At 55.6% G+C, this 23,078-nt stretch carries 21 protein-coding genes; 9 read left to right on the top strand and 12 right to left on the bottom strand.

Annotated elements, in window-relative coordinates:
• Nucleotides 1–122 precede the first annotated feature (122 nt).
• Nucleotides 123–1,511: an ATP-binding protein gene (locus UTO39_RS03880; RefSeq protein WP_320726529.1), complete on the bottom strand. Its 1,389-nt coding sequence runs from the start codon at nucleotides 1,509–1,511 to the stop codon at nucleotides 123–125.
• On the bottom strand, nucleotides 1,511–2,188 hold the full coding sequence (locus UTO39_RS03875) for a response regulator (protein ID WP_320726528.1): 678 nt from the start codon (nucleotides 2,186–2,188) through the stop codon (nucleotides 1,511–1,513). Before UTO39_RS03875 ends, UTO39_RS03880 begins: the two co-directional genes overlap by 1 nt.
• 203 nt (nucleotides 2,189–2,391) lie before the next feature.
• Here UTO39_RS03875 and UTO39_RS03870 point away from each other — a divergent pair, with 203 nt between their 5' ends.
• Nucleotides 2,392–3,225 (top strand): MipA/OmpV family protein, encoded by an 834-nt coding sequence (locus UTO39_RS03870; protein ID WP_320726527.1) that lies wholly within the window; start codon nucleotides 2,392–2,394, stop codon nucleotides 3,223–3,225.
• 55 nt (nucleotides 3,226–3,280) lie between these two features.
• Here the strand turns inward: UTO39_RS03870 and UTO39_RS03865 are convergent, their stop codons facing one another.
• Both UTO39_RS03865 and UTO39_RS03860 read right to left on the bottom strand, forming a co-directional pair.
• Nucleotides 3,281–4,744, bottom strand: a complete 1,464-nt coding sequence (locus UTO39_RS03865) for a DUF1254 domain-containing protein (protein WP_320726526.1) — start codon at nucleotides 4,742–4,744, stop codon at nucleotides 3,281–3,283.
• Between the two features lie 12 nt (nucleotides 4,745–4,756).
• Nucleotides 4,757–6,235 carry a DUF1254 domain-containing protein gene (locus UTO39_RS03860; RefSeq protein WP_320726525.1) on the bottom strand — a complete coding sequence of 493 codons (1,479 nt, stop codon included), beginning with the start codon at nucleotides 6,233–6,235 and terminating at the stop codon, nucleotides 4,757–4,759.
• A gap of 308 nt (nucleotides 6,236–6,543) precedes the next feature.
• Here UTO39_RS03860 and UTO39_RS03855 point away from each other — a divergent pair, with 308 nt between their 5' ends.
• Both UTO39_RS03855 and UTO39_RS03850 read left to right on the top strand, forming a co-directional pair.
• A complete protein-coding gene (locus tag UTO39_RS03855) occupies nucleotides 6,544–8,157 on the top strand; it encodes a mechanosensitive ion channel domain-containing protein (protein ID WP_320726524.1) in 1,614 nt (537 codons plus the stop codon).
• Nucleotides 8,158–8,188: 31 nt separating this feature from the next.
• A complete protein-coding gene (locus tag UTO39_RS03850; protein ID WP_320726523.1) occupies nucleotides 8,189–9,376 on the top strand; it encodes an outer membrane protein transport protein in 1,188 nt (395 codons plus the stop codon).
• Nucleotides 9,377–9,457: 81 nt separating this feature from the next.
• Here the strand turns inward: UTO39_RS03850 and dmsD are convergent, their stop codons facing one another.
• The 3 genes from dmsD to UTO39_RS03835 all read right to left on the bottom strand — a co-directional run bounded on the left by dmsD (nucleotide 9,458) and on the right by UTO39_RS03835 (nucleotide 13,028).
• Nucleotides 9,458–10,072 carry a Tat proofreading chaperone DmsD gene (dmsD, locus tag UTO39_RS03845; RefSeq protein ID WP_253541806.1) on the bottom strand — a complete coding sequence of 205 codons (615 nt, stop codon included), beginning with the start codon at nucleotides 10,070–10,072 and terminating at the stop codon, nucleotides 9,458–9,460.
• Between the two features lie 92 nt (nucleotides 10,073–10,164).
• Nucleotides 10,165–12,603 carry a selenate/tellurate reductase subunit YnfE gene (gene ynfE / locus UTO39_RS03840; protein WP_320726522.1) on the bottom strand — a complete coding sequence of 813 codons (2,439 nt, stop codon included), beginning with the start codon at nucleotides 12,601–12,603 and terminating at the stop codon, nucleotides 10,165–10,167.
• Nucleotides 12,604–12,734: 131 nt separating this feature from the next.
• Nucleotides 12,735–13,028: a DUF1161 domain-containing protein gene (locus UTO39_RS03835; RefSeq protein WP_048956357.1), complete on the bottom strand. Its 294-nt coding sequence runs from the start codon at nucleotides 13,026–13,028 to the stop codon at nucleotides 12,735–12,737.
• Between the two features lie 69 nt (nucleotides 13,029–13,097).
• On the opposite strand from UTO39_RS03835, the gene UTO39_RS03830 reads away from it, so the two are divergent.
• Nucleotides 13,098–13,844 (top strand): YnfC family lipoprotein, encoded by a 747-nt coding sequence (locus tag UTO39_RS03830; RefSeq protein ID WP_407065095.1) that lies wholly within the window; start codon nucleotides 13,098–13,100, stop codon nucleotides 13,842–13,844.
• Between the two features lie 17 nt (nucleotides 13,845–13,861).
• Here UTO39_RS03830 and speG read toward each other — a convergent pair whose 3' ends face one another.
• Together speG and UTO39_RS03820 are read right to left on the bottom strand one after the other, a co-directional pair.
• The gene (gene speG / locus UTO39_RS03825) at nucleotides 13,862–14,422 is read right to left on the bottom strand and encodes a spermidine N1-acetyltransferase (protein WP_262770196.1); all 561 of its coding nucleotides are present in this window, start codon (nucleotides 14,420–14,422) and stop codon (nucleotides 13,862–13,864) included.
• On the bottom strand, nucleotides 14,422–14,760 hold the full coding sequence (locus tag UTO39_RS03820) for a DUF1283 family protein (protein ID WP_008502414.1): 339 nt from the start codon (nucleotides 14,758–14,760) through the stop codon (nucleotides 14,422–14,424). The genes speG and UTO39_RS03820 overlap by 1 nt, the downstream gene beginning before the upstream one ends.
• Before the next feature lie 298 nt (nucleotides 14,761–15,058).
• Here UTO39_RS03820 and manD point away from each other — a divergent pair, with 298 nt between their 5' ends.
• The 4 genes from manD (at nucleotide 15,059) to UTO39_RS03800 (ending at nucleotide 20,431) form a co-directional block, all read left to right on the top strand.
• Complete coding sequence (manD, locus tag UTO39_RS03815) at nucleotides 15,059–16,273, top strand: D-mannonate dehydratase ManD (RefSeq protein ID WP_061098342.1); 1,215 nt, start codon at nucleotides 15,059–15,061, stop codon at nucleotides 16,271–16,273.
• Nucleotides 16,274–16,287: 14 nt separating this feature from the next.
• Complete coding sequence (locus UTO39_RS03810; protein WP_320726521.1) at nucleotides 16,288–17,307, top strand: Zn-dependent oxidoreductase; 1,020 nt, start codon at nucleotides 16,288–16,290, stop codon at nucleotides 17,305–17,307.
• A gap of 73 nt (nucleotides 17,308–17,380) precedes the next feature.
• On the top strand, nucleotides 17,381–18,748 hold the full coding sequence (locus UTO39_RS03805) for an MFS transporter (protein ID WP_320726520.1): 1,368 nt from the start codon (nucleotides 17,381–17,383) through the stop codon (nucleotides 18,746–18,748).
• Between the two features lie 219 nt (nucleotides 18,749–18,967).
• A complete protein-coding gene (locus UTO39_RS03800) occupies nucleotides 18,968–20,431 on the top strand; it encodes a mannitol dehydrogenase family protein (RefSeq protein WP_320726519.1) in 1,464 nt (487 codons plus the stop codon).
• A gap of 43 nt (nucleotides 20,432–20,474) precedes the next feature.
• Here the strand turns inward: UTO39_RS03800 and ydfZ are convergent, their stop codons facing one another.
• Nucleotides 20,475–20,678 (bottom strand): putative selenium delivery protein YdfZ, encoded by a 204-nt coding sequence (gene ydfZ / locus UTO39_RS03795; protein WP_028013008.1) that lies wholly within the window; start codon nucleotides 20,676–20,678, stop codon nucleotides 20,475–20,477.
• Nucleotides 20,679–20,966: 288 nt separating this feature from the next.
• Between ydfZ and UTO39_RS03790 the strand changes: the two genes are divergently transcribed.
• On the top strand, nucleotides 20,967–21,398 hold the full coding sequence (locus UTO39_RS03790) for a universal stress protein (protein WP_151413836.1): 432 nt from the start codon (nucleotides 20,967–20,969) through the stop codon (nucleotides 21,396–21,398).
• A gap of 33 nt (nucleotides 21,399–21,431) precedes the next feature.
• Here the strand turns inward: UTO39_RS03790 and UTO39_RS03785 are convergent, their stop codons facing one another.
• Nucleotides 21,432–22,118: a GntR family transcriptional regulator gene (locus tag UTO39_RS03785; RefSeq protein ID WP_320726518.1), complete on the bottom strand. Its 687-nt coding sequence runs from the start codon at nucleotides 22,116–22,118 to the stop codon at nucleotides 21,432–21,434.
• A gap of 91 nt (nucleotides 22,119–22,209) precedes the next feature.
• A complete protein-coding gene (gene ydfG, locus UTO39_RS03780; RefSeq protein WP_320726517.1) occupies nucleotides 22,210–22,956 on the bottom strand; it encodes a bifunctional NADP-dependent 3-hydroxy acid dehydrogenase/3-hydroxypropionate dehydrogenase YdfG in 747 nt (248 codons plus the stop codon).
• Between the last annotated feature and the right edge of the window lie 122 nt (nucleotides 22,957–23,078).

Genomic DNA, 23,078 nt, shown 5'->3' with positions numbered 1-23,078 from the left:
TGCGGTGAATCTTGTTCTTTTTGGCACCGCAGAGGTGAATAAGCAATAAACAACAATATAACAAATACGGTAATTTTTTTGAAGCAATCTGCGGCATTTGCGATCGAACACCCTGTTCTGGTTTAGCTAAACGTGCGGTCCGGGAAGTCAACCGTCACCAGGAGGCCACCTTCTGCGGAAGTACTCAGGTTTACGCTGCTGCCGTGCTGTTGTGCAACCGCTTTGACAATGGCAAGCCCCAGCCCGCTCCCGCTTTGCATCTGATTGGGATCGCGGAAAAACCGGTCGAAGACGCGCTCGCGCAATTCAACCGGAATGCCCGGCCCCTCATCGGAGACGCGCAGCTGGGCTGATTTATCTGCTGAGCGTACCTCTACCTGAATCCGCCCGCCCTCAGGGCTGTACTTCACGGCGTTTTCAATCAGATTGTCGATCAGCGACATCAGACGCTCCCTGACGCCAGCAATCCAGATCTCATCCTCAGCGAAGAATTCCAGCTCAATCCTGCGCCCCGACGCTAGCGGCTCCAGCGCAGCCATCCGCTCCTGTATGAGCGACGTCAGCGGTACGGGCTCCATCGCGGTGTCAATGCGCGCTTCACTGTGCATCATCAGCAGCAGCTGGTTGACGAGACGCGCCGCCCGGCCGTTGCTGCGCACAATCCCTGCAAGCAGCTGCCGCTGGCTCTCGCTGCTCGCCCATGACTGCAGCGCCTCCACGTTGATGCGCATCGCTGCCAGCGGCGTACGCAGCTCGTGCGCGGCGTCCGCAATGAAAACCCGTTCCCGTTCAGCGCTTTCCCGCACTCTGGCAAGAAAATCGTTTATCGCGTCCACCATTTTGCGAAGCTCCCTGTGCCTCGGACCGGCTTTTAAGGGAGAGAGATCGTCTGGCCTGCGTAATGAAATTTCATTGACCACCTTGCTCCAGGGACGCATCGCAATGCGGATCGACAGCCACGCGGGAAACAGAAGAAAAGGAATACAGACCAGCAGCGGCATAATGTAGTAGCCGCGTGAGTTCAGATAGATAAAGAAGTTCCAGCTGCCGGCCGGGGTGAAAAGGGTAACGTCCACGTCGGAACGAGGGGACTTGAGGGTACGGCTGGTCCAGGTACGACCGTCACTCTGAACACGCTGCATTTCACCCAGCCTGGTGTTCATTACCCCCGTTGGTGCGCCAGCGGATGAAAAAATGATTGCGTTATTCTTGCGAACGATGAGGTTGATAGATAATGCGGGATCTTCGCCGCCGCCATAGCCTTCCCGCAACGCCTTACTGAACGCTTCCAGCACCTCGTTAAGGTCCTGAGGGCGTTCGCCAAGACGATCGACCAGGGAAAAAACAGTGTCGTACGTCTTACTGCCCGTCAGTATCGGAGGGCTACGCAGGTCCTCCAGCAGTATGAAGGTCAAAAAAAGAGACCACAGCAGGGTAAGCAGCACCATCTGGGCGATGATAATTCGCCGCACCAGCGTGGGACGCTTTAGGAGATACCAGACGTTTCGCATTAACCCGTCACCTTCTGAACAGAGACGGTATCAATGACGTACCCGACGCCCCGCACCGTTCGCACATAGCCTTCGCCGATTTTCCGCCGCAAATTTCCCATATGCACGTCGAGCGCATTACTGAGATTTTCCTTGTTGCCGAATATCCTTTCTTCCAGGAATCGCCGCGTAATCACCCGGTCAGCGCGCAGCATCAACGTTTCAAGCAGCGCATATTCACTGGCCGTCAGCTCAACGTGACGCGCGCTCACCGTCACGCGGCGCGTCGGGACATGAAGCGATAAGCCCCGGATCTCTATCGCCTCATTTTCAAAACCGTAGCTGCGTCGCGCAAGGGCTCTGACTCGCGCCAGCAGTTCGGCGAGAACGAAGGGTTTGACAAGGTAGTCGTCTGCACCGGCATCCAGGCCGCACAGGCGATCCTGCAGCGTGCCTCGCGCCGTCAGGATAATGACGGGGATCCCCTTAAGATGCTGGCGCAAACGCGTCATCAGGCTCATGCCGTCGCCGTCGGGCAGCCCCAAGTCGAGCAAAATAAGTTCCGGCACGCAGACGTCAAGCTGATGCAGCGCATCCTCTTTACGGCGAACCCATATGACGTCAAATCCCTGATCTGAAAGGGCAATACGCACGCCGTTGCCAAGATCCAGGTCGTCTTCGATTAGTAAAATTTTCACATTGGTAACTGTAACAACCGTGGATGAAGAACAACTTAAGAAAAAAACGGTAGCAGGAAATCCGTCCGGTTTACAGCACCGGCTCGCGCTTCAGCGTTTCTTCATTTTCGGCTCATAAGAACCTTAGGGTCGGTATTCAAAATGGGCGTCCTGGCGTTTCACCGCCTGCATCGCAACCATTTGAATCCATAAGGGCTTCTTTAATGAGAAACATCGAACTGCGTCATACGTTCCCCCATTCACTTTCGGGCTACAGACTGAAAAGCATTGTGCCGGGCGTTGTTCTGGCGTTACTGGCCACCCCGGTAATGGCAGCAGAACAGAAGGGCAATGTCTTAACTCTGGGGGGAGGCGTGGACGTCGCGCCGCGCTACTCGGGTTCGGATAAAAGCCGCGTTAGCGCGGCTCAGGTGGTGGATTACTCGATGGCGAATGGCTTCTTTATCAGCACCACGCGGGGTATCGGTTACGGCAATAATATCGGTAATCTCGATTACAGCGCTGCCCTGAGCTATCGCACGGGCCGGAAAGATAAAGACGTCAGCAGCGATGCGATCGGCTCCGGCAGCGACGAGCTGCGAGGAATGGGCGAGATAAAAGGCTCTGCAATCATTGTGCCCGGGCTGGGGTATAAAGTGACCGACTGGCTTAATCTGCAGCTGCAGGCTGAGGTTCCTGTTTCTGAAAGAGACAACGGTGAGGCGGTGCATTTCGGCATTTCCAGCCCGCTCTATACATCACCAAAAAATTCGGTGACGCTGGCGCTGACCGGCAGCTGGGGTTCCGACAAGTATATGCAGACCTACTATGGCGTCAGTAACGCCCAGTCGAGCGCGTCGGGATTCGCCCGACATGACGCCGGAGCGGGAATTTATGCGTATTCGATGAACCTTGACTGGAGCCATAAGCTCACGTCGCGCTGGAGCGTGCTTGCTTCCGCGGGCGTTACGCAGCTGACGGGGGATGCGGGTGATAGCCCGATAGTGAAACGTAAAACGTCACCCACGGGGAGCTTGAAGGTGACGTACAGTTTTTAGCGTGTAGGTTCTGCTAAACGCCCCCGAACAGCCATCCGGGGGCGACCGCGTTGGCTTATTTAACCGTTTCGATCTTCGGTGGCTGCCAGGTGCCGTCCAGAATAGGCTGTTCACCCCAGTAGGCGCGGATGTAGAGTGACAGATTACCGTCCGGAGCCGGGAGCCAGTTATTGACCTTATCGTCAGAAGGGCGGGTTTTGCTGACATAGAGCGTCAGCGAACCATCCTCGTTGTACTTCAGGTTTTTATTTTTCGTCCCCAGTGAATAACGGTTCAGCTCGTTGGGGCTAAAAAGATGCTTACTGTTGTAAAGCGTGAGTGACCAGAAACCTTTTACAGGAGGAAGCTCGCCTTTGGCGAAGGTTACCGTGTAGTCATGATCTCCAGATAGCTGTCCTCCAGCGGCATCATTGTCGGTGTAGAAATACTGGGTTTCATTCGGCTTGTTATCGAACATATTCGATTTGGAGGTGCCGGTTCGGTTGTAGTAGTCCACCCCGAACTCGGCGTTGTTTTTCGAACGGTTCCAGCCGTTGCCGGCAGGCACTCCGTTATTTTTCCATTTAAAGAAGTCTGCAATCACCGTTTTATCGGTCTCGATGGCTGCTTCATCCATCCATTTGCGTACTTCAGGGTTTTTCTTCCCGGCCTCTACCAGATGGCGGTACTGCGCGTACATGGCCTCTTCGCCGGGCAGCGGCGGCACTTTTTCCAGCACGTTTGCAAACTGGTCAAAGAATTTTTCTGGCACCACCCAACGCGTCTCGCCCGCGCTGGCATCCGGTTTATCACCAATGGCGGGAATTTTTGAGTACTCATAGGATTTCATTTTCCCGTCAAACTGGCTTAACGGGTAGGTCATGATTTCTTTGATAGGAGCCTGAATGGCTTTGCGGTCTTCCGGCGTATCATCCATCTGCACGCGTGGAATGACGTTAGCCATTTCAGTGGAGGAACGAATAACCCCTTCAATACCCTTCGGTGTTTCACCTTTCCAGTTCGGCCCGACTAATAAATAAAATCCGGGTTTCGTGCCGTAAGGCTTACCGACGTTACCAATTTGGTTCGTGCGGGCGTCATAGATAGCGTAGACCCAGAAACGCTCGCCAAAATCAGGTACCTGAATAACGATCGGTTCTTTATCTAACTCGAAGAAGCCAAGCCCGTAGGCAACGTCCTGGTTTGGGCAGGTAACGAAGGTTTCTTCCGGCTTGATATAGTCCGTCAGCATGCTGAGCTGACCCATAGGTGCGACCGGGACCATCCCGCCATTAAGCGCGGGATAGGGCGCTTTGGTGATGGTTTCCCGGCGGTTGAACTGGTTCACCATGGGCCAGCCCCAGATGTAGGCCTGCTGCGCAATGGCCTTTACATAGCTTTCAGGCATCGTCACATCCGCAGACGGCTGGTTTAACCGATCAAACTGGGTGGGATGCGGAATGGTGAGCGGCGCAGTTTGCGCATGGATACCGGCGCTGAGCGCCAGCGCGGTGAAGAGGGCAAGGTAGCGTTTTTTCATGTTTTCTCTCAATTATTTGTTGGTTTGAACCAGATCGTCCGGTATCCAGGTTTGATCGTAGAAGCCGTCCTCGGTGCCGTACAGGCGAAGGGCGACAAGGAAGTTACGGTCGGGAACCGTTTTGATAAACGCGCTGTCGGCTACGCCGTCCGGTTTATTTGGCCCAAACCAGAGGTCGATGGAGCCGTCATTGTTTTTCGGAATGTTGTAATAACCGTTGGTGGAGGGCAGCAGCTGATCGGTTTCAGGCATTGTGCCGTCGGTGATGTTGTAGGCCGTTACCGCCCAGAACAGCGCGGCTGGCGGATTCGGCGGCAGATGCAGTTTGTAAGTATTGCTGCCGTTCAGGAATTTACCGGTATTGTCTTTGGTCGTGTAAGGATATTTCGAGCCCGCCCCGGTGGTATGCATTACCATCGCGGCCGCGCTGGAATAGGCAATCTGGAAGAAGGCCGCGCGCTGGTTAGCATCAAGCGTGCCGTACTGCATCCATTCTGCGGTTGCACCTGCCCATGAGTTTTCCCACTGTCTGTCTTTGTAGTACAGCTGACGCTGATCGTCGCGCCCAAGCTGTCGACGAGCCAGAATCATTCGCGGTGCGGTGGCGACCGCTTTATTAAGCATTTCCTGCTGCTTCGCCGTCGGTGCGAAAGGTTTCCCTTTAACCATGCCGATGCTTAACAATGCGCTACGCGTCTCCTCCGGGATCGCCGTTAAAGGCTCATAGTCCACGAAGGTTTTCAGTTTCTGCCAGTAGCTGGCGTCCGTTGGATACATCATGTTGACGCGCTTGCCGCTGGCATCCGGGAACTGCATCGGCTTGACCTCTTTCTCTACGTCCCAGAGCGGATAAATTCGCGTCGTTTCAGCATTTTTTACCGCCGGGTCCGGGTCAGGCTTACCGTCGCCTTTCCCCATGATGGTTCTGAAGAAGAGGAATACGTTATAAGTTGATGATTTAAAGGCGTAGTAACCCTGAGGGACCGGCCCTTCGTAGTCAGGCGGTAACAGCAGATACAAGCCACCGCGAGCCCGGTCCGGGCCGATAGCTCCCACGTCGGTGATGGTTTTCTGGAAGAAATCGGTAAACATGCCGATGACGTTTGCCGGAGCTTTAACCACCAGCGGACCCGTCTCTTTAAGATCCAGGTAGCTCATCGAATAGATAACATCCCCGTTTGGCGTCGGCACGACGGCACGGCTGTCCATGCGCTCTTTCCAGATTGGCAGGACATTGTAGCCTTTGCCAAATGCTGCCTCGGAACCATCACGCAAACCGATAGTATTCAAAAGGGGCAAGGTTTGAATGTATGCCTGAATGGCATCCTGATAATACAGTTCGTCGCTAAGCGTCTGCGCCTCTTCCGGTGCCAGCCAGTTGCCGTTATTGAGCTGTTTCATTAACGGCGATAAAGGCGCATCGGCCGCGAATACCGGCTGAGAAAATGCCAGTGCCAGTAATACAGCAGAGGTTATTACATGAAATTTCATAACACTATCCTGAGTGAATAAGCTGAATAGCCAGCGGAATATGTCACCTCAACCTGTAGGACACTGCCGTCTGACGCTGAATATGCCGAATGCCATTTAATGATAGTTAACGCTGCAAAAATGTAATCTTTAGATTTATTTATTAATAAATTTGCGAAAGGAGTTTTTCCTTCTTGCTGAATGAAAAAGCGGGGCTTACAAGAAGATTGCAGAACTGAAGCGCTGGTCTATGCTCAGAAAATCGTGCGTCTACCGTTTGGTTGGCAGAGTAATGAAAAAAGATAATTTCACGCTCCTCGGTGCCGGGTATGAATAAGAGAGCGCTCGCATTTTTAACGCTTGTGATAGTCCTTTTAACGTCTGGCGCGTTTGCTGCTGAGCCCCGTCAGGAACCGACGGAGCAGGAGCAAGCGCGCACGCTGTATATTTTCCATACCCCCATCGTCATGCTTCAGGCTAAGTTCGGCCTGACAACCCCGGAAGAACGCGTTTTACGCATCCGCAACACGCTGCGTAATTTCAGCCAGGCGGATGTCCGTGAACCGATAAAAATTGTCCCCGTCACCCGTTATAACCAGCAGGGCAAGCTGTTCGTGATGAATGGCAAGCCGCTTATGCTGCTGACGCAGGCGGATCTTGATGAAGGTGACGACCTGACTCTCGATCAGGCCGCGCAGCGCGTGCTGGCGCGTTTGGAGGCACAGCGCACGGCGCTTCACGACCAATACGACACCGGATGGCTTGTGCTTTCCGCGGTGAAAACCGCGCTGGGGCTGGCCGGTTGCTTATTGCTTATCTGGGGTGCGTGGCGTTCCTGGCGTCGGGTCAAGCGCCACTTTCGTCGCCGGATTGCAGAAAATCGCGGGTTGATCCCCAAAACCTGGCGGCGTTACGTTGGTGCCGTTGAAGCCCGTCTATACGCCTTGCTGATGATATTGCTGGGGATGATAGCTTTCTATGTCTGGCTTAGCTGGGCGTTTAGCCTGTTTCCCTGGACGCGGGTTTGGGCAACCTCGCTGGGCGACTGGTCCCTGCGCGTCGTTCGTCAGATTTTCTTATCCATCGTCTCTGCCTTACCGGGCCTGCTGATTGTTTTAATTATTTTTATCATCACCGCCTTCATTCTTAAGTTGTTGAAGATGGTACTCAATCAGGTGGAGGCGGGCCGTTTACAGTTTCCGGGACTTCACCCCGAAACCGTCGGGGCAACCAGAAAACTGCTCTCTGTGGTGGTGTGGTTGTTCGCGCTCTCCGCCGCATACCCGTTTCTCCCCGGCGCCAATTCGCTGGCCTTTAAGGGCATAAGCGTCTTTTTTGGGCTTATGCTCACGCTGGGATCTGCCGGGGTGATGAATCATGCCATGAGCGGCCTCGTACTGATTTATTCGCGCGCGCTGCGCAAAGGGGACGTTATTCGGGTCGCGGATAACGAAGGGAAGGTGAGTGAAATCGGTATGCTCGCCACCAAAATTATCACGCGTGAAAACTACGTAGTGACCGTACCTAATGCCGTCGTGGTGAGCGGCAAAATAACGAACCTCAGCGCTCAAAATAATGATGGCAGCATCAACCTGACCGTAAGCGTCACCATCGGGTACGACACGCCCTGGCGACAGGTTCATGCCATGCTTGAGCTGGCCGCCAAACGGACAGCGTGCGTGGATCTTACGACCGCGCCGCTGGTGCGTCAGCTGGCGTTAATGGACTGGTATATCGCCTATGAGCTTCAGGTCAGGCTGCTACCCGGACAACCGCTGGCTGCCGCGCGCAATGTGCTGTTCAGCAACATTCAGGATGTTTTCAACGAATTCAACGTGCAGATCATGTCGCCCAACTTCGTTATGCAGCCTGAAGGCAGCGTCATGGTCGCCAAAGAGAACTGGTATCCGGCACCGGCAGTGGCACCTGAGCGGGACAAATAAAAACGGGCATTCATTCGCAGGCAGAGGGCACATGAGAAAATCGACGTTGTTTTATCTGGGACTGTTTTTTTCGCAGGCGACTCAGGCCAGCGCGCTCTATTTCTATGAAATAGGGACTGAAGATACCGCGCTTGCGGGGGCGGGCCAGGCCGCCCGCGCTCAGGATGCATCCACAATAGTGACCAACCCGGCCGGGATGACGCGGCTGCCTGACCATATGTTTACCGGTGGATTACAGGCAATGGACGGGGATATTTCGTATCACCTTGACGATGAATCGGGCCGCAAAAGCCCTGGCGATATCCTGCGTTTTTTTCCAAATGCGAGTGCCTTTTACACCCAGAAAATTGATGATGCGCTGTATGCTGGCGTTGGTTTGTACGGCAATTATGGTCTGGGCATTGATTTTGATAACTGGGCAGGCGAACGGCTCATCAAAAAAAGCACGATGGTCGCGATGACCCTGAGTCCGTCCTTAGCCTATAAGCTGAGCGAGCGGGTGTCCGTGGGCGGTTCCGTCAATGTCAATTACGGATTCCTTTCTCTTACTCGCCATGTCGACGATGAAGACGTAAAAGAAAACGATCATGACTGGGCGCTGAGCTACCGTCTGGGCTTACTGATGGCGCTTACCGATCGAACGCGGGTGGGGGTCGCATGGACCAGTAAAACGGATTATGACTTTAATATTGATGCCAAAGCCCGCTTCCCAAACTTACCCAACGTTGAATATGACATTCCCGTTTCTGCACAGGTCAGGGCGCCTCAGCAAATTATGTTAAGCCTGGTGCATGATTTCAATAAAACGTGGTCGGTAATGGGAGACCTTGGCTGGCAGGACTGGAGCCAATTTGGCAACCCGCAGATTTCAGTAGCCGGACAAGATGCCGAAAGCAAAAATCGTCTTAAAGACTCGTGGCATACCGCGCTGGGGGTACAGTATCGTCCAACCGAATTATGGCGCATCAATGCGGGCGTCGCGTTTGACAGTACCGTCTACAAATCTCAGGACGATGTTGCACTTTCCTTACCTACCGGGGACGAGTGGCGTTTTGCAACGGGCGCCCAGTATCAGGTGACGCCGCAAAGCAATATAGGGTTTGCCGTCTCGTATCTGCATATGCAGTCCTCGCGCGTGAAATCGCCAGAACAATTTAAGGGAAGCTATGACGATCCGTATCTGTGGTTTGCCAGCGTGAACTACAGCTATCAGTTTTGACGGGTTTCTTAAGCTATTTTCGACGAGCATAGTACTGCCGTGTTGATGGCTTGCCCGCCAACGGCAGGCAAGCCATTTCAGCTAGCGGTACAGCGTCTTTTCCGCAACCGGAACAACCAACGCCGATCGCCAGTCCGCCAGCGTCAGCTGCGCAAGCCTGCCGAGCGCGATATAGAACGGATGCCCGGCGTTGTCGACAAACACCGACAGAAAGCGCGTGCTCCACGGCAGCAGATGCCACGCCAGAAGCCGATCGCACTCCGAGTCGCGGCCATTCTCGGCCAGCCATGCCGCCAGCAGCAGCAGGGTGCCGAAATGATCTTCCGGTTCATTTTGCTGCATCTGAAACGCGATATTGTTTTCCCGCATCCACTGGCGCAGGGCGAGAGTGGAATCGCCAAACAGCACGGATTCACGGTCCAGCCAGACGGAACCCCACGGCGGAGCGGGCAGGGCATAAGGACCAATGAACAGCCGTTGCCAGGCATCCGTCAGCGGCTCATCGGAAGACGAGGCAAAGGTTTCGGCAACGGGCTGCAGCGTTTCCGGCGGCAGGGGCCAGTCCTCTATCCATTCGCCAGCGGTCAGTGCCTGCACCAGCGGGGCTGTCTGCTCGCTGTCAGGCGCGAAGTAAAACAGAGCGCCCAGTACGCGGGCGCTGAATGCGAACGAGTCACGGTGTGAGACGTCTTTCATTAAACCTTCCTTGCTCGCGCGGTGATGTCCGCGCGACGTAATTAACCATTAATACAGACCAAAGCATAAGCCAGGGTCAGAGAGTTCACCTCTTACACCTTCTCAATCTGCACCAGATTGGTGTGCTGCGGGTTGCCTTTTGCCAGCGGTGACGGGCGGTGCGTGGTCAGTGTGTTGATGCACGAGCCGTGGTCGATACGATCGCCATTCATATTGGCATCGTGCCAGGCTCCCTGGCCCATGGCGCTTACGCCTGGCATGATGCGCGGCGTGACTTTCGCTTCTATTCTCACCTCACCGCGATCGTTAAAGACGCGCACCGTATCGCCGTTCTTAATGCCACGTTTCGCGGCATCAACGGGATTCAGCCAGACCTCCTGGCGGCAGGCCGCTTGCAGCACGTCGACGTTACCGTAGCTCGAGTGGGTGCGGGCTTTAAAATGGAAGCCGAACAGCTGCAGCGGGAACTGCGCGCGTTCGGGCGCATCCCAGCCGTCAAAGGTGGATGCGTAGACGGGCAGCGGGCTGATGGTCTCATCTTTTGCCAGCTCCCAGGTCGCCGCAATATCCGCCAGCTTGCTGGAATAAATCTCAATCTTGCCTGAGGGCGTTTTCAGCGGATTGGCTTCCGGGTTCTCGCGGAATTTTTTATAGGCCACAAAGTGTCCGTTTGGATCTTTGCGCTTATAAATGCCCATTTTTTTCAGCTCGTCATAGGACGGCAGTGCGGGATCTTTAGCGAGCATTTTTGCATACAGGTACTGCAGCCACTCTTCCTGCGTGCGCCCTTCGGTGAATTTCTGATGGATATCCGGTCCGAGGCGTTTCGCTACTTCGCTCATGATCCAATAGATAGGCTTGCGCTCAAACTTCGGTGCGGTCACGGGCTGGAGGAAAATCAGGTAGCCCATGTTCCCGGCGTAATCGTTAGGGATAATGTCTTCCTGCTCGACGGTCATTAAATCTGGCAGCAGGATATCGGCGTATTTCGCCGATGAGGTCATAAAGTTGTCGATCACCACGATGGTTTCGCACTTGCTTTCGTCCTGCAGAATATCGTGGGTTTTATTGATATCGGAGTGCTGGTTAATAATGGTGTTACCCGCGTAGTTCCAGATGAACTTAATCGGCACGTCCAGCTTATCTTTACCGCGCACCCCGTCGCGCAGAGCGGTCATTTCCGGGCCACGGGCGATGGCGTCCGTCCAGCTGAAGCAGGAAATTTGCGTTTTAACCGGGTTTTCCGGCAGCGGCATACGTTCGATAGTGATGGTGTAGGTCGACTCACGGGCACCGCTGTTGCCGCCGTTGATCCCCACGTTGCCGGTCAGAATCGGCAGCATCGCGATGGCGCGGGCGGTCAGTTCACCGTTCGCCTGTCGCTGAGGTCCCCATCCCTGGCAGATATAGGCCGGCTTCGCGGAGCCGATTTCGCGGGCAAGCTTGATGATGCGATCTGCTGGAATGCCGGTAATGCGCGAGGCCCACTCAGGCGTTTTCGCCGTGTTGTCATCACCCTGGCCGAGAATATACGCTTTATAGTGACCATTCGCGGGGGCACCTTCCGGCAGCGTTTTTTCGTCGTACCCAACGCAGTATTTGTCCAGGAACGGCTGGTCAACCAGGTTTTCGTCGATCAATACCCAGGCAATTCCCGCCACCAGGGCGGCATCGGTACCCGGACGGATCGGGATCCACTCGTCTTCGCGTCCGGCTGCCGTATCGGTGTAGCGCGGGTCGATGACGATCATGCGCGCGTTGGAGCGCTCGCGGGCCTGCTCCAGGTAATATGTAATCCCGCCGCCGCTCATGCGGGTTTCCGCCGGGTTATTGCCGAACATCACCACCAGTTTGGTTTTTTCGATATCCGAGGTGCTGTTGCCGTCGTTGCTGCCGTAGGTATAAGGCATCGCGCAGGCGATTTGCGCCGTGCTGTAGGTGCCGTAGTGGCTCAGGAACCCGCCGTAGCAGTTCATCAGGCGCGCCACCAGCGAAGCGTAAGGGGAGGAACGGGTGATATTGCCGCCGACAATCCCGGAGGAATAATTTATGTACACCGCTTCGTTGCCGTATTTGCTGACCACGTCTTTCAGGCTGGCGGTGATGGCGTTCAGGGCCTCGTCCCAGCTGATGCGCTCGAACTTGCCTTCACCCCGTTTACCCACGCGTTTCATCGGGTAGTTCAGACGGTCAGGGTGGTTGATGCGGCGGCGAATAGAGCGTCCGCGCAGGCAGGCCCGGACCTGGTGATTGCCGTAGATATCCTCACCGGTGTTATCCGTTTCGACCCAGTACACTTCGTCATCGCGGACGTGCAGACGCAGCGCGCAGCGGCTGCCGCAGTTGACCGAGCAGGCGCCCCAGACCACTTTATCTTCTGCCGGTTTCACTGCGTTTTGTACCGCGGCTGCAGCGCTTTTCAGTCCAAAAGGCAACGAAATGCCGCCAGCGGCAAGCGCCAGAGAACCTATCGCCGTAGATTTTACGAGTGTTCGACGGCTAATTCCGCCGTGATGTTCGATATCGGACATGGCTCACCCCACCATTGTGATTACGTATTATTTTTCCCGAAATGATAACCGGGCTAATGATGGGGTGAGTGTTACTTATTTGGAGGTATTAAATATTAATCCTTGTCAAATCAAAGGGGATTGACGGTGATTTACTGAGGTTCAGCCGGCGCATTATCCTGATTGCCGGACGCCGCCCCGCTGCCTGTGCGGGTGTACAAAATTTTAAAGGTGTCGTTGGCACAGTGGCCCACCACCTGGGCGTCCGGCTGGTCGGCCTGATCGTTCGGCACAATATTCAGCGTAAAACCAGACTCCGGCACGCCGTTGTTGACGATCTTCTGCTGAATGTCGCTTTTCACGCGCTCGCAGGAGTCCGGTGCCGCCAGCGCGGCCGTTGAGGCACTCATTAACAGCAGGGCGGTAATCCAGGGTAACCGTTTCATCTGTAGCTCCTTTTCACTTTGTATAGATTAATTTTAGCAGGCTTCGTGTAAACAACTGTATTTGCTAATATGATTGGGAATAATCTCTCTGTATTGGTAAAGAATGTGAAGAAATATGCAGCGATAACGCTCCTGGCCGCTACTCTCGCGGGCTGTGATAACAACTCCGCACCGCTGTCGTTTACGCCCGAGATGGCGAGTTTTTCGAACGAATTTGATTTCGACCCTCTGCGCGGCCCGGTCAAAGATTTTACCCAGACGCTGTTCAACGAGAAGGGCGAAGTGTCCAAACGGGTCACCGGCACCGTGTCGGAAGAAGGGTGTTTCGACACGCTGGAGCTGCACGACCTGGAGGCTAACACGGGCGTAGCGCTGGTGCTGGATGCCAACTACTACATCGATGCAGAAACCCAGCAGCGTAAGGTGAAGCTGCAGGGCAAATGCCAGCTGGCCGAACTGCCGTCAGCCGGGGTGACGTGGGATACCGACGACAACGGCTTCGTGGTGGCCGCGCACGGCAAAGAGATGGAGGTGAAGTACCGCTACGATGCGGATGGCTACCCGCTGGGCAAAACCACCGTCTCAGGGGATCAGCATTTATCGGTACAGTCAACGCCGTCTAAGGATCTGCGCAAAAGAATGGATTACTCGGCCGTGAGCCTGTTAAACGACAAGCCGATGGGCAACGTGACGCAGAGCTGCGATTACGATCGACATAACAACCCGGTGAGCTGCGATCTCACCATCAAGGACGACAGCGTCAAACCCGCCGTTGAGCGCAAGTACACCATCAAGAATACGATTGAGTACTACTGAGGATAAAACCGCGCAGGTTACTGCGCGGTTGGTTTCAGCAGGCTGGCGCCTGACGGCTTGTGTCCCGCCAGGTGCTGATGCTGGAAAATGCACATGCGGATGGTGTTGCGGTACTCGCCGTTGATAAAGAACTCGTGAATCAGCTCGCCTTCTACCATAAAGCCCAGCTTGCGGTAGATATGGATCGCTTTTTCGTTCTCTTTATCCACGATCAGATAAAGCTTGTAGAGATTCAGGACGTTGAATCCGTAATCCATCGCCAGCTTCGCCGCCCGTGAGGCCAGGCCTTTCCCCTGGTGCTCAGGCGAAATAATGATCTGGAACTCCGCCCGGCGGTGAACGTGGTTAATCTCAACCAGCTCCACAAGCCCGGCTTTTTCACCTTCACACTCCACCACAAAACGACGCTCGCTCTGATCGTGAATGTGCTTGTCGTAAAGATCCGACAGCTCGACAAAGGCCTCGTAAGGCTCTTCGAACCAGTAGCGCATCACGCTGGCGTTATTGTCGAGCTGGTGGACAAAGCACAGGTCTTCACGCTCCAGCGGCCGGAGTTTTACGTCACAGGGCGCCGACATTATGGGGCTACCGTACGACCGGTGCGGCGATCCAGGCAGCGCAGGGTGTTCGGCTCCCAGTAGGCATTGACGTTCGCACTTTGCTGACACTTATCGCGTGCGTCAAAGGCGACATCTTCTTTGTCCCACTCTTTTTCGGCACGTTTGTTGACCTTCTGACGAAGGCTGCGGGTGTCATTCCATTGTTCTTTGTCCATCGCGGCGTTCTGGCGGCTTTGCGCGCTGTCACCAGACTCGATAATGAGCTTGCTGGTTTCCGCTGTCGCAGAGGCGGCAAAGGCGAACGATGACAGCGCCAGCAGGGCTGTCAGACAAAGGCGTTTGCTTAATGTAGTCATAGCGTTTCCTTTTAAATGGGTGCAGATGAGCAAGTTTCCCCGTTCAGATTCTACACCAAAGAGCAATAACGGCATACCCGCGGCACGGGGTATGGACAAGTAAAAGATATCTTCAGGTACGCTGCCTAAATGAATCGTCACCTGAAGTGAAACAGGCACAAAATGATGGATTTTAGAGATACGAGAAGGTGCACTTTTTTGTGATCGTTAGCTGATTTTATGATCATCATACTTGTATGGTAGTCGTGTGGGTGGGTAAATTTCCGTCATCACAACGAGCGATGTAAGGAAAGGAATTATGAAGATTGTCGGGGCTGACGTGTTTGTTACCTGCCCGGGGCGTAACTTTGTTACGCTTAAAATCACCACCGATGAGGGGATTGTGGGGCTCGGCGACGCCACGCTGAACGGGCGTGAGCTCTCCGTTGCTTCCTACCTGAAAGATCACCTCTGCCCGCAGCTGATTGGCCGCGACGCGCACCGTATCGAAGATATCTGGCAATTCTTCTATAAGGGCGCCTACTGGCGTCGCGGGCCGGTCACCATGTCGGCCATCTCCGCCGTGGATATGGCGCTCTGGGACATTAAAGCCAAAGCGGCCAACATGCCGCTCTACCAGCTGCTGGGCGGCGCATCCCGTGAGGGCGTCATGGTCTACTGCCACACCACCGGGCACACCATTGACGACGTGCTGGAAGATTACGCCCGCCATAAGGAGATGGGCTTTAAGGCGATCCGCGTGCAGTGCGGCGTGCCGGGTATGAAAACCACCTACGGCATGGCCAAAGGGAAGGGGCTGGCCTACGAGCCCGCCACCAAAGGCGACTGGCCGGAAGAACAGCTCTGGTCCACCGAGAAATACCTCGACTTCACGCCAAAGCTGTTTGACGCGGTGCGCAGCAAGTTTGGCTTCAATGAACATCTCCTGCACGACATGCACCACCGGCTGACGCCCATCGAAGCGGCGCGCTTCGGCAAGAGCATCGAAGCATTCCGCATGTTCTGGATGGAAGACCCTACGCCCGCTGAAAACCAGGAGTGCTTCCGCCTGATCCGCCAGCATACCGTCACGCCAGTTGCGGTGGGCGAGGTGTTCAACAGCATCTGGGACTGCAAGCAGCTTATCGAAGAGCAGCTTATCGACTATATCCGCACCACCATCACCCATGCGGGCGGGATCACCGGGATGCGCCGCATCGCGGACTTCGCGTCGCTCTATCAGGTGCGTACCGGCTCGCACGGCCCGTCAGATCTGTCGCCGATCTGCCACGCGGCCGCGCTGCATTTCGACCTGTGGGTGCCGAACTTTGGCGTGCAGGAATATATGGGCTACTCCGAACAGATGCTGGAAGTCTTCCCGCACGGCTGGCGCTTTGATAACGGCTATATGCACCCGGGCGAGAAGCCGGGGCTGGGCATTGAGTTTGATGAAAAGCTGGCGGCGAAATACCCGTACGATCCGGCCTATCTGCCGGTGGCCCGTCTCGAAGACGGCACGCTGTGGAACTGGTAACCGAGGAGCGAACGATGAAAAGCGTAGTGATTCAACAGCCGAACCAGCTGGTAATTGAAGAACGTCCTCGCCCGGAGCCCGGCGCAGGTGAAGTCCGCGTCAAAATCAAGCTGGCCGGGATCTGCGGGTCAGACAGCCATATCTACCGCGGCCATAATCCGTTTGCAAAATATCCGCGCGTGATCGGCCACGAGTTTTTTGGCGAGATCGACGCCGTAGGCGAGGGCGTAGAACCGTCCCGGTTAGGGGAGCGCGTTTCGGTGGATCCGGTGATCAGCTGCGGGCACTGCTACCCGTGCTCCGTCGGTAAGCCTAACGTCTGCACCTCGCTGGTGGTGCTGGGCGTCCACCGCGACGGTGGCTTCAGCGAATATGCCGCCGTGCCCGCGAAAAATGCCTGGCGCATCCCGGATGCGATCCCGGATAAACACGCCGTCATGGTTGAGCCTTTCACCATTGCCGCCAACGTGACGGGGCAGGCTACACCTACCGAACAGGACGTTGCGCTGATCTACGGCGCTGGGCCGATGGGGCTGGTCACCGTGCAGGCGCTGAAGGGCGTCTACAACGTGAAGCAGGTTATCGTCGTCGACAGAATCAATGAGCGGCTGGCTATGGCCCAGCGCAGCGGCGCGGACTGGGTGTTAAATAATGCCGAGCACTCGCTGCAGGCCGCGCTGGACGAAAAAGGCATCAAGCCGACGCTGATTATTGACGCCGCCTGTCATCCGTCGATTTTACAGGAAGCGGTCACCCTGGCCTCTCCGGCGGCGCGCATCGTGCTGATGGGCTTTTCCAGCGAACCGAGCCAGATAGTTCAGCAGGGCATCACCGGCAAAGAGCTGGCGATCTTCTCCTCGCGCCTGAACGCTAACAAATTCCCGGTCGTCATCGACTGGCTGGAAAAAGGGCTGATCGACCCGGAAAAACTGATCACCCATACCTTTGACTATCGCCATGTAACAGACGCCATCGAACTGTTTGAAAAAGACCAGCGGCAGTGCTGCAAGGTTTTACTGACGTTCGGGCAATAACCCTACACGCGGTTAAGAGCCCGCGAAGACGGGCTCTGAGTGGTACGCATCTTACCTTTTAGAGATAGCCATTATGACGCAAGCACAACCTCAAAGAACCACCTCCGATCTGGTGAAAGCCGCCGTCTCCGGCTGGCTGGGCACCGCGCTGGAGTTTATGGATTTCCAGCTCTACTCGCTGGGGGCGGCGCTGGTATTTCATGAAATCTTCTTCCCGGAACAGTCGGCCGCGATGGCGCTGATTCTGGCGATGGGAACCTACGGCGCGGGGTACATCGCGCGTATCGTCGGGGCCTTTATTTTTGGCAGAATGGGCGACAGCATTGGCCGTAAAAAGGTGCTGTTTATCACCATCACCATGATGGGGATCTGCACCACGCTGATTGGCGTGCTGCCAACCTACGCGCAGATCGGCATTTTTGCGCCCGTTCTGCTGGTGACGCTGCGTATTATTCAGGGGCTGGGCGCCGGGGCAGAGATCTCCGGGGCAGGGACCATGCTGGCGGAGTACGCGCCGAAAGGGAAGCGCGGCATTATCTCCTCGCTGGTGGCGATGGGGACTAACTGCGGAACGCTGAGCGCCACGGCGATCTGGGCCATTATGTTCTTTGCCCTCGATCGTGAACAGCTGCTTGCCTGGGGCTGGCGCGTGCCGTTCCTTGCCAGCGTTGTGGTGATGATCTTTGCCATCTGGCTGCGAATGAACCTTAAGGAGAGCCCGGTCTTTGAGAAAGTAAACGATGCAGAAACCGTGCAGCCGGACACCTCGCTGGGTTCAATGGTGAAAAGTAAATCCTTCTGGCTGGCGACCGGCCTGCGTTTCGGTCAGGCGGGCAACTCGGGGCTGATCCAGACCTTCCTCGCGGGTTATCTGGTCCAGACGCTGCTGTTCGATAAAGCGATTCCTACCGATGCGCTGATGATAAGCTCCATTCTCGGGTTTATCTCCATCCCGCTGCTGGGCTGGCTTTCCGACAAAGTGGGGCGCAGGCTGCCGTACATTATCCTCAATATCTCCGCCATTATTCTGGCCTACCCGATGCTGTCGATTATCGTCGATAAAAGCTATGCGCCGGGGACGATCATGCTCTCGATCATCGTTATCCATAATTTCGCCGTGCTGGGGCTGTTTGCGCTGGAAAATATCACCATGGCGGAGATGTTTGGCTCGCGGAATCGCTTTACCCGCATGGCTATCTCCAAAGAGGCGGGCGGTCTGGTGGCGGTGGGCTTTGGCCCGGTACTGGCGGGGATCTTCTGCAACATGACAGGCTCCTGGTGGCCGATCGTTGCCATGCTGGTGGCCTATTCCTTGATTGGGCTGGTTTCGGCGTTCCTGATGCCGGAAGTCCGCGACCGGGACCTCAGCGCGGCGGAAGATGCTGCGGAGGCCGCGCCGAAAGAGTGCGTGGGTTACGGTGCGGTCTCCACGCGACGCTAGCGGTTTATATCTTGCGTGACTTATCACACAACTTTTTGTTTATGTCACACCACCTGAGCAAAAGTTAATATAAATCAAAAACTCAAACGGCAGTATCAGTATGGTTGATGGCAGTTATTTTTTACCCCGACTGCCATTCTAGTTGGTGTAGTCAGCAGGCGCTGCCGCTCTGGACCGGGCGGCAGCGATCCACAGCTTTCTAATTAGCGAGTCTTAATCATGGAAAACACCTTATTACAGGCCAACGCGACGCTGCCTCAGTACGATCGCGACAGCCTTAAAGCACGCATTGTCCATTTAGGCTTCGGCGCGTTTCACCGCGCGCATCAGGCGGTGTACGCCGACATCCTCGCGGCTGAACACGGCAGCGACTGGGGCTACTGTGAGGTTAACCTGATTGGCGGCGAGCAGCAGATTGCCGACCTGAAGGCGCAGGATAACCTCTACACCGTAGCGGAAATGTCTGCCGATGCCTGGACCTCCCGCGTGGTTGGCGTAGTCAAAAAGGCGCTGCACGCGCAGGTCGACGGGCTGGAGAGCGTGCTGGCGGCAATGTGTGAACCGCAGGTGGCGATTGTCTCGCTGACCATCACCGAAAAAGGCTACTGCCACTCTCCGGCGACAGGGCAACTGATGCTCGATCACCCGTTAATTGCCGCGGATCTGCAAAACCCGCATCAGCCGAAATCCGCGCCGGGCGTGGTGGTGGAAGCGCTGGCGCGTCGTAAAGCGGCGGGGCTGCCCGCGTTTAGCGTGATGTCCTGCGACAACATGCCGGAGAACGGTCACGTGATGCGCAACGTAACCTGCGCTTACGCCCGGGCGGTAGACGGCGAGCTGGCGGACTGGATCGAGGCTAACGTCACCTTCCCGTCAACCATGGTGGATCGCATCGTGCCGGCGGTCACTTCCGATACGCTGGATAAAATCGCGCAGCTGACCGGCGTCCGCGATCCGGCGGCGGTGGCCTGCGAGCCGTTCCGCCAGTGGGTTATCGAAGATAACTTTGTGGCCGGGCGTCCGGAATGGGAAAAAGCCGGTGCCGAGCTGGTTTCAGACGTGATCCCGTTTGAAGAGATGAAGCTGCGCATGCTCAACGGCAGCCACTCGTTCCTCGCGTACCTGGGCTATCTGGCCGGTTATCAGCACATCAATGAGTGTATGGAAGACGAGCACTACCGCGTCGCCGCGCACGCGCTGATGCTCAGCGAGCAGGCACCGACCCTGAAAGTGAAGGGCGTGAATTTAGAACGCTACGCTGACCTGCTGATCGCCCGCTACAGCAACCCGGCCCTGCGCCACCGTACCTGGCAAATTGCGATGGACGGCAGCCAGAAGCTCCCGCAGCGCATGCTGGACTCCGTGCGCTGGCACCTGGTGCACCAGACGCCTTTCCCACTCCTGGCGCTGGGCGTGGCGGGGTGGATGCGCTACGTCGGCGGCGTGGACGAGCAGGGTAACGCCATCGACGTGAGCGACCCGCAGCTGGCGGCGATTCAGGCGGCGGTGAAGGGAAGCGCGGAAGGTGAGAACCGGGTTAACGCGCTGCTCGGCATTGAAGCCATTTTTGGAAAAGAGTTGCCGCGAGAAAAAGTCTTCACAGACGCCGTGATGAGCGCGTATCAGACGCTGCTGCAGAAGGGCGCGAAGGCTACGGTGGCGGAGTACGCGTCACGCCTGTAATACAACACATGCCGCCGTTCGCGGCGGCATGTCGGCGCACAATTTAGTGCATACCCAGACGAATCAGTTCAATTGGTTCGAACTTACCTTCGCATCCTTCCACTTCCACCGTTTTGCCACGGCGCACCTGCGCGGCATCCAGCCCGTCGCTGTGGATCGCCTTAATCACGCCGGTTTTGCCGGTGCCGCTAATCATGACGCGGCTGCCGGTGGTGATTGCATTGCGGTTACGGTCGTATGTCATCATGGTATTTTCTCCTCTCTAAACTATCCGTTACGGCGCTATTTCAGGTTTTGCCGTTCACGGGGCACTATAAATACGCCTGTCTGCCAGTCATGTTTTTGTTTTTGATCAAACTCACACTTTTTTCTTTATTTCGTGGGGCGCTGACGCTTCACGACAGCATTTTACAAAGCAGACCGTTATTTTCATTTATTGATAGTTTCAACGGGGAAGCGTTGAGGGTTGGTTTATATTCCCGATGTCATTCTGGGTGCAGGAAATAACCCTTCATCGGAATAAGGAGTCAGGCTTATGTATAAGAAGATTTTGATGCCTGTTGACGTGTTTGAAATGGATTTGAGCGACAAAGCGGTTCGCCACGCGGCTAACCTTGCGAAGGCCGAGGGCGCGTCGATTACCCTGGTCAATATTCTGCCTGCCAGCAGTCGGTCTCTCCTGCGCGGATTCAACGCCGATATTAAAAAGTTTGAAGAGTATATGAGCGCAGAATCCGGGAAGAAAATGAACGAGTTAAAACGACTGTTCGATATCTCCCCGGAGAATATTCACACCCTGGTTCGTTTTGGCAGCGTCCGCGATGAAATTATCAAGCTGAGCAAAGAAGGGGAATTTGACGTGATTGTCATCGGGTCGAAAAATCCGGGCATCACCACCCATCTGCTGGGGTCAAATGCGGAATCTATTCTGCGCTACGCCACAATTCCGGTGTTGGTCGTTCGCTAATCACGACGCCGCCCTCTAAAGGGGCGGCAAATATTACTCTTCGCTAAACCACTCGCTATTTTCCTGACGAATAAGCTGCACGGACTCGCCGATCTCCTGTAGATGCAGCGTCATCGCTTTTTCCACCCCGTCCGGATCGCGTTTTTCCAGCGCGCTGAAAATATCGTGATGCTGTCGAAGCAGCATTTCCGGCGGGGAGACGTGATCGAGGCTCATGTAGCGCACCCGGTCAATTGTGGCCTTGATGTTCTCGATGGTATCCCAGGCCAGCTGGCAGTCCGCAATTTGCGCCAGCTTCTGGTGAAACTCGTCATCAAGCTGGAAGAAATCGTTGAGCTGCTTACGGTCAATCGCAATGCGCTGCTGATGCAGGTTTTGCTCCAGCAGGTAATACTGGTTGTCATTGATAAGCGCTGCGGCACGGCGCACCACCGCGCATTCAATCGCCTGGCGTACAAAACAGCCGTTGCGCACCTGTGAGAGTGAAATTTTGTTTACGTAGCTGCCGCGCTGCGGGCGGATCTGAATCAGGCCGTTCTCAGCAAGCTTAATAAACGCTTCACGCACCGGCTGACGGGAGACGTCAAAACGCACGGAGACCTCTTTTTCAGAAAGCGGCGTTCCCGGCGGGATCAGGCATTGGACAATATCGCGTCGCAAAATGCGATAAATTTGCTGGTTTACGGGCTGGGTAGGATTGAGTTGCGATTCAGCGGCCATGAGTTGTCATTTCTCAGAGAGTTAGCCTGAACATACTACCATTCTTTTATAACCCGAAACAGACCCGGCCCGCGGGCCGGGAAGGGCTTATTTAGCCACGATGGACGCTAAGTCCGGCAAAACTCTGGCTGACCGGCATCATCTCTACGGTATTGATGTTGACGTGTTTTGGCAGGGTCGCGACCCACCAGACCGCTTCGGTGACGTCTTCCGGCGTCAGCGCATTGGCGTTTTCGTAGGTTTTATCCGCTTTCGCGTCATCGCCCTTGAAGCGCACGTTGGAGAATTCGGTGCCGCCAACCAGCCCCGGCTCGATATCGGTGACGCGAATAGCGGTGCCGTGAAGATCGGTACGCAGGTTCAGGCTGAACTGGCGAACGAAGGCTTTGGTCGCGCCGTAGACGTTACCGCCCGCGTAAGGCCAGCTCCCGGCGATAGAACCGATGTTGATAATGTGGCCGCGGTTGCGCTCCACCATGCCCGGCAGCACCGCGCGGGTCATGTACACCAGCCCTTTGTTGTTGGTGTCGATCATGTTTTCCCAGTCCTCAACGCTGGCCTTGTGGGCAGGCTCCATGCCCAGCGCCAGACCGGCATTGTTGACCAGCACGTCGATGGCGCGCCACTCTGCCGGCAGGCTAGCAATCATCTCTTCAATGGCCGCGCGGTTACGCACGTCCAGCTGCGCGGTCAGGATGCTGTCTCCTAACTCGTCCTTCAGCTCCTGCAGGCGCTCCTGACGACGGCCGGTTGCAATCACTTTGTGCCCGTTGGCGACGAAGCGACGCGTGAAGTTTTCACCAAAACCCGCCGTTGCTCCGGTAACTAAAATAATCATCTCACTGTTCCTCAACGCTTTTTGTGTTGTACTAACATAGCACGCCCGCAGAGGGTGCGTTAAGGCAACATTTGTATGACGGCGTTGCAGGCGATGGCGGCCTGGCCTACTCTGGGAAGATA

The sequence above is a fragment of the Enterobacter sp. 118C5 genome (assembly GCF_034107645.1).
Lineage (GTDB): Bacteria > Pseudomonadota > Gammaproteobacteria > Enterobacterales > Enterobacteriaceae > Enterobacter > Enterobacter nematophilus.
This window is presented reverse-complemented; position numbering and strand designations above follow the sequence as displayed.